Below are 14777 nucleotides of genomic sequence, written 5' to 3'. Positions count from 1 at the left end.
CCCCCCAGGATGCAGAGTTATCGCCGCTTCTCGAGCAACACGCCACACTCGCAGTGGTGCGTCCAGGGAAACTGGTCGAACAGCGCCAGGCGACGAATCTCATGGGTTTCGGCCAGCGTCTCGAGATTATCCGCCAGTGTCTGCGGATTGCATGAAATATAGACGATACGTGGGTAATCGCTGAGCTGTCGGCAACTCGCTTCATCCAGGCCGGCGCGCGGCGGGTCGACCAGCACGGTGCTGAAATCGTAGTCGTCTAGCGCCCATTCAGCCACTCGTCGCCCGCCCTTGTCACCCTTGAGAGCCGCAGCGAAATCCTCGGCGGACATACGGCCGATCACCGCATTCTCGATGCCATTGGCGGCCAGGTTCTCGCGTGCACTAGCCACCGAGGTACGCGAAATCTCGGTCGCAAGCACGCGTCGAAAGTTCTCGGCAAGCGCCACTGTAAAATTGCCGTTGCCGCAATAAAGCTCAACCAGGTCCGCGTCCTGCGAATCGCGCGTCACATCCCGCGCCCAGCTCAACATCGTGCGGCAGATCTCGGCATTTGGCTGGGTGAAGCTGTTCTCTACCTGCTGGTAGACGAATTCATGGCCATCCACCTCCAGGCGCTCCCAGACATGATCGCGCGCCAGCACCAGCCGCTGCTTGCGCGCGCGGCCGATGATCATCACCCCAAGCTGCTCCTGCAGTTGCCGCGCCCGGGATTCCCAGGCGTCGTCCAGTGGGCGGTGGTAGATCAGCGTGACCAGCGCTTCGCCGGCAAGCGTGGTCAGAAACTCGACCTGGAACAACTTGCGACGCATCAGCGAGTCATCACGAATGGCATCCAGCAGCGCCGGCATCAAGGCATTGATGCGCCGGCTGGCCACTGGAAAGTCATCCAGGCGGATCACCTGCTTCTTCCCGGGGTCCTCGCGGTCAACCTCGAACATCGCGTAGAAGAGGTCTTCGCCCTCATGCCAGATCCGAAACTCGCAGCGCTGTCGATAGTGGTCCGGCGGCGACGCATAGACCTCAAGCGCGGGTGGCGAGAAGCGTGCGAACCGCTCGGTAATACGCTCGCGCTTCGCATCGAGCTGTTGGTCATATCGGGCGCGGTCGACGACGGGAATGGACAAGGAAACTCCTCACTATGCAGGCGGATAATCAGGTTTGGAGAGTATCGTTCAAGGCAGCGACAGCACCTGGGCCGGCGCAAAGCCGAAAGAGGCAAACCCTGCCGTAAGGCGCGGGGCCGGGGCAGTGACAAAGCACTCACCGAGACCATCGGCAGCGGCGATGGCGGATACCACCTCGGCGACGCGGCGGGCGATGGCATCGCTTGAATCGACCCACGCCACCTCGCGGTGCGCATCAGGCGTGAGCCAATCACGCAACAGTGGAAAATGCGTGCACCCAAGCACCACGACGTCGAGCTCGGGGTCTTCCCAGAGCGGTGCGAGTGATCGACGGATGACGTCGATGTCCGGCACCTCGCCGGCAAGCCAGCGTTCGGCCTGCTGGACCAAGGGGTCGGCGGCCACTCGGGTCACCCGGCACTCGGACGCGAACGCCTCGATCAATTTCAGGGTGTAGGGCCTGGCGACCGTGGCGCTGGTGGCCAACAGGCCAATATGGCCGGTTCGGCTCAGTCCCGCCGCCGGCTTGATGGCGGGCACGGTGCCAATCACCGGAATATCGAGATGTTCACGCAATTCGGCCAACGCCAGGGTGCTGGCGGTATTGCAGGCCACGACCAGGGCGCTGCAACGACTGGCGGCCACAGCGGCGCTGCAGACCTCGAGAATTCGGCCCGCAAGCCAAGCGTCTTCTCGCATGCCGTAGGGCAGCATGGCGTTATCACAGACGTAGGCCAGTGCCGCTCCTGGCAAGCGCTGTCGCAATGCCGATACCACCGACAACCCGCCCACGCCTGAATCGAATACCAGCACAGGCCCGGCCATCAGCATGGTTTCCGCAGGCGGCGGCAGGGTGCATTGAGCGGCTGGGGGTACATGCGAGGGCGCAGGGGGTCGGTAGGCATGACGAACACTCGGCTGAACATGCCGGACATTCTACCTTACCCAGACGATAGCCCCCAGCCATGCTGACAGCGGGGGGGCGACAGCAAATCACCTCATTCGAACCGCGGTTAGATGACTTCCGGGGCGTCACGCAATTCGGCGTACAGTTCCGGGTAGGCCTGCTGCAGGCGTTCGAGTTTGGCGGCCGCTCCTTCCGGCAAGGCCTTGGCGAGCCGGTCGAGGTCTTCTTCGCCGAAGTGGTCGCGAATCAACGGGAACAGCTCCTCGCGCTCGTCACGTAAATAGGCACGGTGGGCATCCAGGTAGGCCTTGAGATCTTCCGCGAAGCGATCCATGGGCACCACGGCATCCATCAGGATCATGTCGAGATCGTTGGAGAGCCTGGCCAGCCGTGATTTCAACGCTCGATAATCCGTGGATAGCCGCTCGGTAAGCTCGACACTCTCCGGCGCCACATCATGAAGCTGCTCGCCCAGGAGCCGCTCCAGCGGCATGGTAAAGCCATCCATGTAGTCGAGAATGTAGTCCACCACCTCACGTACCAGCTGGAAGTTGGGGCGCTCACCCTTGGCAAGCGCCTTTTGCTTGAGCTGCAGGACGTGCAACATGCGCGCCATATTGGCATGATCCAGACGCAGTTGGGTCAGCATGGGCATGTCGGGCCCTCCTGTAGGTAACACGGGGAGATGGCACTCTCCCTTGGATGCGCCATCGCGGACAGGGTTCATTGCGCTTCGACGGCCCTGCCTCGGATGACAGCGCGACGCATGGCGTCAAGGATACGTTCCATCACAGGACAGGTTCCATCGCCGGAGCCAGAATTACTCTAGCAGCCGGTCGGGAACGATGCCGCCGCCACGCATCAACGTAAGGAGTCGATATGGATCTGTTCGCCCAGGAAAGCGCTGGGGCCGCCCCTCTCGCCTGGCGAATGCGACCGCGCCTGCTGGCCGAGTATGTCGGCCAGCAGGCGCTGGTGGGCCCGGGCAAGCCTCTCGCACGTATGGTCGAGACCGGCGTGGTGCGTTCGATGATCCTGTGGGGGCCGCCGGGTACCGGCAAGACCACGCTTGCGGAGATCCTGGCGGCCGAGTCGGGCGCCAGCCTCGAACATCTCTCGGCGGTGATGGCAGGCGTCAAGGAAATCCGCGCGGTGGTGGAGCGCGCCCAGGCCCGTGACGCCCATGGCCAAACCACCCTGCTGTTTCTCGACGAGATCCACCGCCTCAACAAGAGCCAGCAGGACGCCCTGCTTCCCCACGTGGAATCCGGCCTGTTGACACTGATCGGTGCCACCACCGAGAACCCCAGCTTCGAGGTCAACTCGGCACTGTTGTCACGTGCCCGGGTGCATGTGCTCAAGTCGCTTGACGAAACGGAGCTTATCGACGTATTGCGGCGGGCACTTGCCGACACTGAGCGTGGCCTCGGCGAGCGCCATATACGCGCCACCGACGAGGTTCTGGCCATGCTGGCCAGGGCCGCCGCCGGTGATGCACGGCGCGCCCTGGGGTTGCTCGAGACCGCCTGTGACTTCGCCCGGGCCGATGATGATGGTGAAGTGCTGCCTCGCGAGGCCATCGAGGATGTGCTTGGCCACCAGGCCAGCGCCTTCGACAAGCAGGGCGACCACTACTACGACCTGCTCTCGGCGATTCACAAGTCGATCCGCTCGTCGCGACCAGACGCCGCCCTGCTCTACATCGCCCGCTTCCTGCAGGGTGGTGGCGACCCACTCGATGTGGTTCGCCGGCTGGCCGCTATCGCCTCGGAAGATGTCGGCAATGCCGACCCACGTGCCCTGCCGCTGGTGATGTCCGCCTGGGATGCCTACCTGCGCCTTGGTGACTACGAGGGCCAGCGCGCCATTGCCCACGCGGCGATCCACCTGGCCGTGGCGCCCAAGAGCAATGCGGTCGAGAAGGCCTGGAAGCAGGCCAAGGCGTTCGTTGCCGGCCAGCCCCACGTGGACGTACCGACCTACCTGCGCAACGCCCCCACCAAGCTGATGGAGTCATTGGGCCACGGCCAGGGCTATCGCTACGCCCACAACGAACCACATGGCTACCCAGCCGGAAGCGATCATGATTGCTGGCCGGAAGACCTGCCAAAAGCACGCTTCTACCAACCCAGCGAGTTCGGTCAGGAGAAGCGTTATGGACAGTTGATGGCGTGGCGGGCTGAGCTGGACGCGAAGGCGGATGGCGGAGACGCGTAAGCAGGAGCCAAGCGCGTCTCGTTTCAAGCTTACTGGGAATCGCGAATCACGTCGGTGCCTTCGGGAATCTCGAAGGAGAAACGTTCATCGTCGATGTCGCCATTCTGGCGAATCTCTCGAAACTCGATAGCAGTGCGCTGCCCGGTGCTGTCAGTCATCTGAAGCGTGGTGAGCTGTTCACCACGGAACGTCAGTTTCAGTTCCTCGAACAGCGTATCGGCGTCAGTCGGCATGAGCGTGAAGGTTTCGGCGCTGCCCTGCTGCTGGCGGCTGACCTGATAGCTCTCGGTGAGATCGTTGGCGCTGCCGGAGATCAACAAGGCCGGGGTATGGGTGACTCGCTGATCGAGTGCCTGGACCGTGACCTGCTCAAGATCAGGATCGTACAGGATCACCTCCTCGCCATCGGAGACCACCTCCTGCTGGTAGGGCGCATCCACTTCCCAGCGAAACTTGCCGGGACGCGACAGCCACATGCGGCCTTCGGCCTCCTGCAGGCGCTCTCCATCAGCGTCGAGGATCTGTTGCTCGAAGCTCGCCTCATAGGTCTCGAGAGGTTCGAGCAGGTGCGTTAGCCGCTCAGCCCCTTCATTGGCCAACGCCGAAAGCGGCATGGCAAGGCTCATGGCGAATGCGGCAAGGGTCTTCTTCACTAACATCGTCGCTGTCTCCCTGGACGGGTCCATCGTGAATTCCTGTCAGTCGGACACGCGATCCCCCGGCAGGTTTCAATGGGGGGCCGCGCTTCCATGGTGAATGCAAGGTTGAGATCGAGCGTCGCCAACAGGCGACGCTCTACGGGCTGAACGCTCAATCGCGCATGGGGGGTGGGGCAAGCACTTCTCGCGAGCCGTTGGTGCCCATGGACGAGACGACGCCTGCCATTTCCATGGACTCGACCAGCCGGGCGGCTCGGTTATAACCAATCTTGAAGCGTCGTTGAACCGCCGAAATGGACGCCCGCCGTGTATCGGTCACGAACTGTACCGCCTCGTCATACAGCGCATCCTGCTCTGCATCGTCACCATCGCCACTGCCATCGGCCTCGAGCCCGGTGAGCGCCTCGGCGGATACGCCACCGGACAGGATCTCATCGATGTACTCAGGCTCGCCTCGGCGCTTCCAGTCCTCGACCACCCGGTGGACTTCATCGTCATCGACGAAGGCCCCATGTACGCGAGTCGGCAGGCCCGAGCCCGCCGGCAGATAGAGCATGTCACCGTGGCCAAGCAGGTTCTCGGCGCCGCCCTGGTCGAGAATGGTGCGCGAATCGACACGGGACGAGACCTGGAAGGCCATGCGGGTTGGGATGTTGGCCTTGATCAGGCCGGTCACCACGTCCACCGAAGGGCGCTGGGTAGCCAGAATCAAGTGGATACCCGCCGCACGCGCCTTCTGGGCCAGGCGCGCGATCAACTCCTCGACCTTCTTGCCGACGATCATGAACATGTCGGCGAACTCATCGATCACCACCACGATGTAGGGAAGCTTTTCCAGCACCGGTGGCGACTGATGCATCTCCCACGGCTGCGGCTCCCACAGCGGGTCGGCCACCTGGGCGCCGGCCCGCTCGGCCTCGTCGAGCTTGGCATTGAAGCCGGCAATGTTGCGCACGCCCATCGCCGCCATCAGCTTGTAGCGGCGTTCCATTTCCGCCACACACCAGCGCAGCGCGTTGGCCGCCTCCTTCATGTCGGTGACCACCGGCGCAAGCAGGTGCGGAATGCCATCGTAGACGGAAAGCTCCAGCATCTTGGGGTCGACCATGATCAGCCTGAGCTCATCCGGCGTGGCCTTGAGCAGCATGGAGATCAGCATGGCATTGACCCCCACCGATTTGCCCGAGCCCGTGGTACCGGCCACCAGCAGGTGCGGCATCTTGCCGAGGTTGGCCACCACCGGGCCACCACCAATGTCCTGGCCGAGCGCCATGGTCAACGCCGAGGCCTCCTGCTGGTAACGATCGGAATCGATCACTTCACGCAGCCGAATCATCGCGCGGTGTGGATTGGGAATCTCGATGCCCACCGTCGGCCGGCCCGGAATCACTTCAACGACCCGCACACTCTTGACCATCAGCGAGCGCGCCAGGTCCTTGGCCAGGTTGCTGATCTTGGAGACCTTCACCCCGGCCGCCGGCTTGATTTCGAAGCGCGTGATGACAGGCCCCGGCCAGGTATCGACCACCTCAGCCTTGACCCCATACTCACGAAGCCGCACCTCGAGCAGTTCGGCCATGTCCTGAAGCTGCTCCGGGGTATAGTTGCGCTGCTGGGGCTCGGCCGGGGTCAGCAGACGCAGGCTCGGGACATCGCCATCGGGTTCGGGAAGGTCATCGAACTGCGGGCGCTGGCTCTGCAGGTGCTCCACCGTCCACAACCGCATGCCCTCGTCATCAGCGGCCTCACGGGCCTGCTCGGCGGTGGCGACATGGGGCACGGTGCTTGTCTCTGGCAGAGTCGCACGCTCAGTCTCGGGGAAGTCTTCATCCTCGCCCTGCAAAGGCTCGGGCGGCTGAAGTGGCGGTGGTGTCTCGCGCCGCGTGCCCGGCGCATCAGGCGCTGGAGAGTCAGCACTGCGCTGGGTGTCATCCTGCACCTGCGCAGGGGTCGCCGGCTCCCAGCCAAGGCGTGGCTCGTCGTCATCGGCGGCGTCATCCCAGTCGGCCTCCTGCCAGTCCACCAGACTCGGTTCGCGCCGCCCGGTATCGCGTACCGGAGAGTGCGGCGAGGAGCCGGATGACGCTTGTGCCCGAGGCGCCTCATCGTTGTGTACCCGCTGATCCTGCGATGGCTCCTCCCCGCCCTTGGCAGCCGACATCAACGCCGATTCCTGCGCCGTGGCGGACTCACCATCGTCGTGGCGGCTGGCACGTAGCGACGGACCACTCCAGGCGGACGGCACCTCATCGTCGTCGGGCAGCATGGGTTCCGGCACGCGGTGTTCGTCGGCAGGTGGCAACGACTGGTTGGCGCTAGATGCCGGTGGCGTCACGCCCCTCGACACACCCACTGTCGGGGCCTGCTTGGCTTGAGCGGTATACGCCGCAGCGGGCTGCTTGGCCGAGGGGGTATGCTCCGGCACTTCCCAGGGAATCTCGGTGCTGCCGTCGTTGCCGAAGCCTGGTTCTTGGCGGGCATCTGCGGCGGCATCCAGGTCAGGCACGCGGCGAGACCCCGGCACAAGACGCTGCCACCAGCGACGGCGTGGCGCGGTCGTCTGTTCGTCAGAACCGTCCGTCTCAGGTGGCTTGGGAGCGTGCTGTGATTCAGGGGCTTGCTGCTTCGCTGAGGGCTCGGGCGCCGAGGCGTCGTCCTCCTCACGCTCGCGGGTGAAGGCAAACCGCTCGGCGCTCCAGCGCCACAGCATCAGGGCTCGATGACCAAGCTCGTCCATCACCGTGAACCAGGACATGCCGGTGAACAATGGAAAACCGCACAACATGGCGGCTACGGACAGCAGCCCGGCACCACCGATGCCAACCATCGGTATCAGCGCACCGGCCAGCCCCTCACCGAGAATTCCGCCTGTCGAATAAGGCAGCGGGGTTTCACCGGGGGGAATGTAGAAATGCAGGGCACCCAGGCTAGTGGTGCCGAGCAGCAGCAGCACAAGCCCCCCACCCCTTACCGCCAGGGCAGTGGCATCCCATTCAAGATGTACTTGGCGGGCGCGCAGCAACCGCCAGGAGGCGAAGCCGAGCATGCCGGGCCACCATAGCGCACTGACACCGAACAGCGAGTAGAGAACATCGGCCAACCAGGCACCGATTGGCCCCATCCAGTTTTCGACATTGGTCTCAGGCCCGCTTTGCGACCAACCGGGGTCGGCGGGCTGGAAGCTGAACAGCGCCAGCAGCAGGAAGACACAGGTCGCGAGCAGCACGATCGCAACGCCCTCGCGGGCCGAGCCTTGCAGCTTCAGGCCGAAACGCCTTGCCGTTTCCTTGGCATTCGCCGCGCTTACCTTGCGTGGCGAGGACTTCTTGTTGACACTCAAGCGTTGATCCCCCTTGCGCCATTGATGTGGCGTACCGTCATGGCGTCCATCTGTTCCGTCGCGCCAATCATACCGAGCTCGAGCCCACCATCACAGCGTGTCTTGAGCCAATGCACCTCGGGCGTCACACTGTAGAGTCCATACCGCATGGATGCACGCTCGATGTTGCCCTGGCTAGCCCCTCGCCCGATCCACTTCCCGCCAGTGGACGAGGCATTGACCGACCCCGATGGCTTGCTTGCGGTCGGCGGCGAACTCAATGCCGACTGGTTGCTTGCCGCCTACCAGCGAGGCATCTTCCCGTGGTTCAGCGACGACCAGCCCATCCTGTGGTGGAGCCCGGATCCACGCATGGTGTTGTTCCCGGATCAACTGATCGTGCGCAGAAGCCTGGCCAAGCGCATGCGCAACGCGGGCTTCACGGTCAGCGCCAACACGGCTTTTAATGCCGTTGTCGATGGCTGCGCGGCACCCCGCGATGACCAGCCCGGCACCTGGATCACCGACGACATGCGCCACGCCTATGCCGAACTTCACCGCCTGGGTGCAGCCCAGTCAGTCGAAGTGTGGCGAGAAAAGCGCCTGGTAGGCGGGCTCTACGGCGTAACACTTGGCCCGGTATTCTTCGGTGAATCGATGTTCTCACGTGAGGCCGACGCCTCGAAGGTCGCATTGGTGACCCTGGCACGCGCCATGCAGGCCGGTGGTGGCCGACTTATCGATTGCCAGATGCACACCCGCCATCTGCAAAGCCTGGGCGCCCGGGATATCGCCCGGCACGAGTTCATCGGCTATCTTGAGAAGTGGCTGGGTCGCCCAAAGCACCACGCATCGGCTGATCTCGGCTTTGTGCCGACCAGTTGGTCATTCGAGACATCAGACACCTCGTCTGGCTTGTCGACACACCCCACGCGGGAGGGAAGCACGCGGTGAGCAGCAATGCACCCCGGCAGCCGGTACGTGACCTGCGGTTTTTCCTCACCGTACCGCATGCTTGCAGTTACCTTGAACAGCGCGAGGCCACGACGCTGTTCCTCGACCCCCAGGAGTCACCGGGCCGGGGTGTCTACGATGCCTTGGCCCTGCTTGGATTCCGGCGCAGCGGTCGTCATCTCTATCGCCCCCACTGCGAGGGGTGCAGCGCGTGTATCTCGGTGCGAATCCCGGTGGCGGAGTTCACCCCCAGCCGCAAGCAACGCCAGCTGACACGGCGCAACGCCGACCTCACTTCGCATATCCGCCCTGCGATATTCGATCCCGAGCACTATGCCCTGTATGCCCACTACATTCGCAACCGGCATGCCGATGGCGACATGTACCCGCCAAGCCATGAGCAGTACCGTACCTTCCTGACCCTCGACCAGGAATATGCCCGCTTGCTCGAATTTCGTCTCGAGGGTCGGCTGGTGGCGGTCGCCGCGTTCGACCAGCTCGAACATGGCTTGTCCGCGATCTATACCTTCTTCGACCCCGCCGAATCCCTTGTTCGGCGCTCGCTCGGCACCTACGCGGTACTGTCGCTGGTCAACCAGGCGCAACAACAATCACTGCCGCATGTCTACCTGGGGTACTGGATACGTGATTGCCGAAAGATGAACTACAAGCAGTCCTTTCGGCCACTCGAGATGCTTGATGGACGTCACTGGCGCCGCATGATCACCATGTGAGCATTACGGCACGGCGTTTTTTTGCCTTGCTGGCGGGCATGCGGCACAATATCGCGCTATTCTTCTGGCACAGCTCATCTGGCACCTTGCCCGACAGAGTCGTGTCGTACCGCACCACCATCAGCGAGGAACCGCCTATATGGCACGTGAAGACCATATCGAAATGGAAGGCGTCATCGTCGACACTCTTCCCAATACCACTTTCCGCGTCGAGCTCGAGAACGGTCACGTGGTGACCGCCCATATCTCCGGAAAGATGCGCAAGAACTACATCCGTATCCTCACCGGTGACAAGGTCAAGGTCGAACTGACCCCGTATGACCTCACCAAAGGCCGCATCGTCTACCGCTCCCGCTGACGCCGCAGACACGACAACGCCCCGTCAATGACAGGGCGCTGTGGTCATGCCGTGGATCGACGATTCAGGGCGCGTCGGCAAGCTCGGCTTCGGTCGACAGGTGCAGTTCTCCCTCTTCCACGCTGACGTGAACGATCCCGCCGTGTTCGGATAACTCGCCGAACAGGATCATTTCCGCCAGTGGCTTCTTGAGCTTCTCCTGGATCAATCGGGCCATGGGGCGCGCGCCCATGTCGGGGTCGTACCCCTTCACGGCAAGCCAATCGCGTGCCTCCAGGTCCACATCCAGTTGAACCCGCTTCTCGTCGAGCTGCGCCTGCAGTTCCACCAGGAACTTGTCCACCACGCTGCGCACCACCGCGGCGGGTAGAGCGTGGAACTGGATAATGCCATCCAGGCGGTTACGGAATTCCGGCGAGAAGGTCTTGCGGATCACCTCCATGGCATCCGTGGAATGATCCTGGTGCTGGAAGCCGATGGAGCGGCGCGTGGCCTGCTCGACCCCGGCGTTGGAGGTCATGATCAGGATCACATGGCGGAAATCCGCCTCGCGGCCATTGTTGTCGGTGAGACGACCATGATCCATGACCTGCAACAACAGGTTGAAGACCTCCGGGTGCGCCTTCTCGATCTCGTCGAGCAACAGCACACAATGGGGGTTCTTGGTGATCGCCTCGGTCAACAGCCCACCCTGGTCATAACCGACATAGCCGGGAGGCGCACCGATCAAGCGAGACACGGTGTGACGCTCCATGTACTCGGACATGTCGAAACGCACAAGCTCGATGCCCATGATATGCGACAGCTGGCGAGCCACCTCGGTCTTGCCGACCCCCGTGGGCCCGGCGAACAGGAAGCTGCCCACCGGCTTGTCGGGTGACTTGAGACCGGCCCGCGAGAGTTTGATGGCGGCAGACAGGCTATCGATCGCCTCATCCTGGCCGAACACCAGCATCTTGAGATCGCGGTCGAGCTTTTCGAGCAGCTTGCGATCGGAGCTGGAAACACTCTTCGGCGGAATCCGTGCGATGGACGCTACCACCGCTTCGACCTGGTCGACATCGATGGTATCGACACGCACTTCGGGCGGCAGCAAGCGCTGATGCGCGCCTGCCTCGTCGATCACATCGATGGCCTTGTCGGGCAGGTAGCGGTCGTTGATGTAGCGATCCGCCAGACGCGCCGCCGTTTCGAGTGCCGAATCGGTGTACTTGAGCTGGTGGTGCTCCTCGAAGCGGGAGCGCAACCCCTTGAGAATACGGATGGTGTCATCGACCGAAGGCGCTGGCACATCGACCTTCTGGAAACGCCGCGCCAAGGCACGATCCTTCTCGAAGATACCACGGTATTCCTGGAAGGTGGTCGAGCCAATACAACGCAGCTCGCCGGAAGAGAGCAGTGGCTTGAGAAGGTTCGAGGCATCCATCACACCGCCAGACGCGGCACCCGCACCAATGACGGTATGGATCTCGTCAATGAACAGGATGGCATTCGGCTGCTTGCGCAGCTCGGCCAGCAAGCTCTTGAGACGCTTCTCGAAATCACCCCGATACTTGGTGCCGGCAAGCAGTGCGCCCATGTCGAGCGAGTAGACCACCGCATCGCTGATCACGTCGGGCACATCTTCCTCGACGACACGCTTGGCAAGCCCTTCGGCGATGGCCGTCTTGCCGACGCCGGCCTCCCCTACCAGCAAGGGATTGTTCTTGCGACGCCGCGCCAGAATCTGAACGACGCGTTCCAGCTCATGCTCGCGACCGATCAATGGATCGATCTTGCCGAGTCGAGCCTGCTCGTTGAGGTTGGTGGAATAGCCGGTCAGCGGGTTGGAGCCATTTTCGCTGCTGCCTTCCTCGGCATCCTCCGCATCGCTCGAGGGCGAAGACGACGGCGCCTGGTCATGGCCGGACACCTTGGAGATGCCGTGGGCGATGTAGTTGACGGCATCTACCCTTGCCACATTCTGCTGCTTGAGAAAATAGACCGCCTGGCTCTCCTGCTCGGAGAAGATTGCCACCAGCACGTTGGCGCCGGTGACCTCACTCTTGCCCGAGGACTGTACGTGGAAGACCGCACGCTGCAGCACGCGCTGGAAACCAAGCGTAGGCTGGGTCTCGCGATCCCCCTGATCCTCGGGAATCAGCGGCGTGGTGGAATTGATGAAGTCCTGAAGGTCGGACCGCAGCTTGTCGAGGTTGGCCCCGCAAGCTCTAAGAACATCGGCCGCGGAGGCGTTGTCCAGCAGAGCCAGCAACAGGTGCTCCACGGTCATGAACTCGTGCCGCTTGGAGCGCGCCACGGTAAAGGCCGTGTTCAGGGTCAGTTCAAGTTCTTTGCTCAGCATGGCAGTCCCCTTCTTGCCGCCCAGGGCATTGCGTCGGATCGTTCATGGTCCGGCATCATCAACATCGGGCACAATTGCCGCCGTTGCAAGCACACTCGCCAACGGCCGACCACTCAAACCCTACGTACGACCATGTCCGGGGGTCATCAGTCCGTTGCTTCGATGTCCGATAGCAGCGGATGCTGACACTCTCTAGCGTATTGATTGACCTGATGGCTTTTGGTTTCAGCTATGTCACGCGTAAATATGCCGCAGGTCGCCTTGCCCTGGGTATGAACGGTCAGCATGACCTGCACTGCAGTCTCGCTATCCAGGTGAAAGAATGTCTGCAACACCTCGACCACGAACTCCATTGGCGTGAAATCATCGTTGTGCAACACCACCTTGTACATCGGCGGGCGAGCAAGCTCTGGCTCTGCGGTCTGTACCGACAGGTCATCGTCGCTCTCCTCGCCCGGTTGGTCACCGGCGCCGGGCGGGCGTGTCATGCCAGCGCTTGCGCCGGACCACACGTCGCGCCACGTCACCTTGTCTTCATTGAACATAAGAGCCACATTCCATCTCGACAAGCCGGTCACCTTCGATCGTCTCAACTTTGATTGGACGCCGTGGCGCCGACAGGGTTCATGTCGCTGTGTCTCAAAGCAAAGACCCCCGCCCACCTGCTGGCGGACGGGGACCCCGGGCTCAGCTCACGACTTACATGTTGTCTGCGACAGCCTTACCGAACTCGGAACACTTGAGAAGTTTTGCATCGTCCATCAGGCGATGGAAGTCGTAGGTGACCTCGCCCTTGGAGATGGCCTTCTCCATACCCTTGAGCACCAGGTCAGCGGCCTCGACCCAGCCCATGTGACGCAGCATCATCTCGGCAGAGAGGATCAGCGACCCCGGATTGACCTTGTCCTGGCCAGCGTACTTCGGCGCGGTGCCATGCGTCGCCTCGAACATCGCCACGGCATCGGCCAGGTTGGCCCCCGGCGCGATGCCGATCCCGCCCACTTCTGCCGCCAGGGCATCGGAGAGGTAGTCGCCGTTCAGGTTCAGGGTGGCAATGACATCGTATTCGGCCGGACGCAGCAGAATCTGCTGCAGCATGGCATCGGCGATCACGTCCTTGACCACGATGGTCTTGCCGGTCTTGGGATTCTTGAACTGCATCCACGGGCCGCCATCGAGAAGTTCCGCACCGAATTCCTGCTTGGCGAGCTCGTAGCCCCAATCCTTGAAGGAGCCTTCGGTGAACTTCATGATGTTGCCCTTGTGCACCAGGGTCAGCGACTCGCGGTCGTTGTCAACGGTGTACTGCAGGGCCTGGCGCACCAGACGCTTGGTGCCTTCCTCGGACACCGGCTTGACGCCGATGCCGCAATTCTCGGGGAAACGGATGTTGGTGACCCCCATCTCCTCACGCAGAAACTTGATTACCTTGTCGGCTTCCGGCGTACCGGCCTTCCATTCGATACCCGCGTAGATATCTTCGGAGTTCTCGCGGAAGATGACCATGTCCACGTCACCGGGCTTCTTGACCGGGCTCGGCACGCCTTCGAACCAGCGAACCGGACGCTGGCAGACGTACAGGTCGAGCTTCTGGCGCAGCGCCACGTTCAATGAGCGTATGCCACCACCTACCGGCGTGGTCAACGGCCCCTTGATGGAAACAACGAAGTCCTTGACGGCTTCCAGGGTCTCTTCAGGCAGCCAAGTGTCGGCATCGTAGACCTGGGTGGCCTTCTCACCGGCATAGACTTCCATCCAGTGGATCTTGCGCTCGCCGTTGTAGGCTTTCTGAATGGCCGCATCGATGGCGATCTTCATGGCCGGTGTCACATCGATGCCGATGCCGTCACCTTCGATGAAGGGAATGATCGGCTCGTTCGGCACGTTCAGGGTGTTATCGGCGTTGACGGTGATCTTCTGGCCGCCTTCAGGGACGACGATTTTCTGGAATCCCATTGAGAACTCCCCTGTGTGGTGTGTGCAGTGGAGCGCGGAGTATAGCATCATCCCCCCATCCGACCCATCACCCACCCCTTCGACATAAAGATGAAGCCCCCGTCCGCCAAGCGGCGGACGGGGGCTTCAGGGTCTGCCCCGCGCGGGGGCACGATGCGCCAGGAACGATAGGAGCCTGTCGGATTTGACCGATCGTAGCGAGAGA

At 62.5% G+C, this 14777-nt stretch carries 13 protein-coding genes; 4 read left to right on the top strand and 9 right to left on the bottom strand.

Features of this window, described 5'->3' with window-relative positions; all coding sequences use genetic code 11:
• Nucleotides 1-17: 17 nt before the first annotated feature.
• The 3 genes from trmA to C6V82_RS04530 form a co-directional block, all read right to left on the bottom strand.
• Nucleotides 18-1124: a tRNA (uridine(54)-C5)-methyltransferase TrmA gene (trmA, locus tag C6V82_RS04540; protein WP_102589666.1), complete on the bottom strand. Its 1107-nt coding sequence runs from the start codon at nucleotides 1122-1124 to the stop codon at nucleotides 18-20.
• Nucleotides 1125-1172: 48 nt separating this feature from the next.
• Nucleotides 1173-1949, bottom strand: a complete 777-nt coding sequence (gene murI, locus C6V82_RS04535) for a glutamate racemase (RefSeq protein WP_102589741.1) — start codon at nucleotides 1947-1949, stop codon at nucleotides 1173-1175.
• Nucleotides 1950-2137: 188 nt separating this feature from the next.
• Nucleotides 2138-2680 (bottom strand): hemerythrin domain-containing protein, encoded by a 543-nt coding sequence (locus C6V82_RS04530; protein WP_102589740.1) that lies wholly within the window; start codon nucleotides 2678-2680, stop codon nucleotides 2138-2140.
• Nucleotides 2681-2910: 230 nt separating this feature from the next.
• On the opposite strand from C6V82_RS04530, the gene C6V82_RS04525 reads away from it, so the two are divergent.
• Nucleotides 2911-4248 carry a replication-associated recombination protein A gene (locus tag C6V82_RS04525; RefSeq protein WP_102589665.1) on the top strand — a complete coding sequence of 446 codons (1338 nt, stop codon included), beginning with the start codon at nucleotides 2911-2913 and terminating at the stop codon, nucleotides 4246-4248.
• A gap of 29 nt (nucleotides 4249-4277) precedes the next feature.
• On the opposite strand, the gene lolA is transcribed toward C6V82_RS04525, so the two are convergent.
• From lolA to C6V82_RS18080, 3 genes are all read right to left on the bottom strand, one after another.
• Nucleotides 4278-4907: an outer membrane lipoprotein periplasmic chaperone LolA gene (lolA, locus tag C6V82_RS04520; RefSeq protein WP_102589664.1), complete on the bottom strand. Its 630-nt coding sequence runs from the start codon at nucleotides 4905-4907 to the stop codon at nucleotides 4278-4280.
• Nucleotides 4908-5058: 151 nt separating this feature from the next.
• A complete protein-coding gene (locus C6V82_RS04515; protein ID WP_102589663.1) occupies nucleotides 5059-8247 on the bottom strand; it encodes a DNA translocase FtsK in 3189 nt (1062 codons plus the stop codon).
• A complete protein-coding gene (locus C6V82_RS18080; protein WP_180978354.1) occupies nucleotides 8244-8396 on the bottom strand; it encodes a hypothetical protein in 153 nt (50 codons plus the stop codon). Before C6V82_RS18080 ends, C6V82_RS04515 begins: the two co-directional genes overlap by 4 nt.
• Before the next feature lie 13 nt (nucleotides 8397-8409).
• Between C6V82_RS18080 and aat the strand changes: the two genes are divergently transcribed.
• The 3 genes from aat (at nucleotide 8410) to infA (ending at nucleotide 10272) form a co-directional block, all read left to right on the top strand.
• Complete coding sequence (aat, locus tag C6V82_RS04510; protein ID WP_102589739.1) at nucleotides 8410-9180, top strand: leucyl/phenylalanyl-tRNA--protein transferase; 771 nt, start codon at nucleotides 8410-8412, stop codon at nucleotides 9178-9180.
• On the top strand, nucleotides 9177-9914 hold the full coding sequence (locus tag C6V82_RS04505) for an arginyltransferase (RefSeq protein ID WP_102589662.1): 738 nt from the start codon (nucleotides 9177-9179) through the stop codon (nucleotides 9912-9914). The genes aat and C6V82_RS04505 overlap by 4 nt, the downstream gene beginning before the upstream one ends.
• 139 nt (nucleotides 9915-10053) lie before the next feature.
• Complete coding sequence (gene infA, locus C6V82_RS04500) at nucleotides 10054-10272, top strand: translation initiation factor IF-1 (protein ID WP_027961652.1); 219 nt, start codon at nucleotides 10054-10056, stop codon at nucleotides 10270-10272.
• Nucleotides 10273-10336: 64 nt separating this feature from the next.
• Here infA and clpA read toward each other — a convergent pair whose 3' ends face one another.
• From clpA to icd, 3 genes are all read right to left on the bottom strand, one after another.
• A complete protein-coding gene (gene clpA / locus C6V82_RS04495) occupies nucleotides 10337-12616 on the bottom strand; it encodes an ATP-dependent Clp protease ATP-binding subunit ClpA (protein ID WP_102589661.1) in 2280 nt (759 codons plus the stop codon).
• Nucleotides 12617-12762: 146 nt separating this feature from the next.
• Nucleotides 12763-13161 carry an ATP-dependent Clp protease adapter ClpS gene (clpS, locus tag C6V82_RS04490; protein ID WP_102589660.1) on the bottom strand — a complete coding sequence of 133 codons (399 nt, stop codon included), beginning with the start codon at nucleotides 13159-13161 and terminating at the stop codon, nucleotides 12763-12765.
• A gap of 154 nt (nucleotides 13162-13315) precedes the next feature.
• On the bottom strand, nucleotides 13316-14572 hold the full coding sequence (icd, locus tag C6V82_RS04485; protein ID WP_102589659.1) for an NADP-dependent isocitrate dehydrogenase: 1257 nt from the start codon (nucleotides 14570-14572) through the stop codon (nucleotides 13316-13318).
• Nucleotides 14573-14777: the final 205 nt, after the last annotated feature.

This window comes from Halomonas urumqiensis, assembly GCF_003028575.1.
GTDB lineage: Bacteria > Pseudomonadota > Gammaproteobacteria > Pseudomonadales > Halomonadaceae > Halomonas > Halomonas urumqiensis.
This window is presented reverse-complemented; position numbering and strand designations above follow the sequence as displayed.

Bases quoted from the DNA above. Each gene is read 5' to 3' on its own strand.
- murI (WP_102589741.1), bottom strand. From the start codon at position 1,949: ATGGCCGGGCCTGTGCTGGTATTCGATTCAGGCGTGGGCGGGTTGTCG.
- C6V82_RS04530 (WP_102589740.1), bottom strand. From the start codon at position 2,680: ATGCTGACCCAACTGCGTCTGGATCATGCCAATATGGCGCGCATGTTG.
- C6V82_RS04525 (WP_102589665.1), top strand. From the start codon at position 2,911: ATGGATCTGTTCGCCCAGGAAAGCGCTGGGGCCGCCCCTCTCGCCTGG.
- lolA (WP_102589664.1), bottom strand. From the start codon at position 4,907: ATGTTAGTGAAGAAGACCCTTGCCGCATTCGCCATGAGCCTTGCCATG.
- C6V82_RS18080 (WP_180978354.1), bottom strand. From the start codon at position 8,396: ATGCGGTATGGACTCTACAGTGTGACGCCCGAGGTGCATTGGCTCAAG.
- aat (WP_102589739.1), top strand. From the start codon at position 8,410: ATGTTGCCCTGGCTAGCCCCTCGCCCGATCCACTTCCCGCCAGTGGAC.
- infA (WP_027961652.1), top strand. From the start codon at position 10,054: ATGGCACGTGAAGACCATATCGAAATGGAAGGCGTCATCGTCGACACT.
- clpA (WP_102589661.1), bottom strand. From the start codon at position 12,616: ATGCTGAGCAAAGAACTTGAACTGACCCTGAACACGGCCTTTACCGTG.
- clpS (WP_102589660.1), bottom strand. From the start codon at position 13,161: ATGTTCAATGAAGACAAGGTGACGTGGCGCGACGTGTGGTCCGGCGCA.
- icd (WP_102589659.1), bottom strand. From the start codon at position 14,572: ATGGGATTCCAGAAAATCGTCGTCCCTGAAGGCGGCCAGAAGATCACC.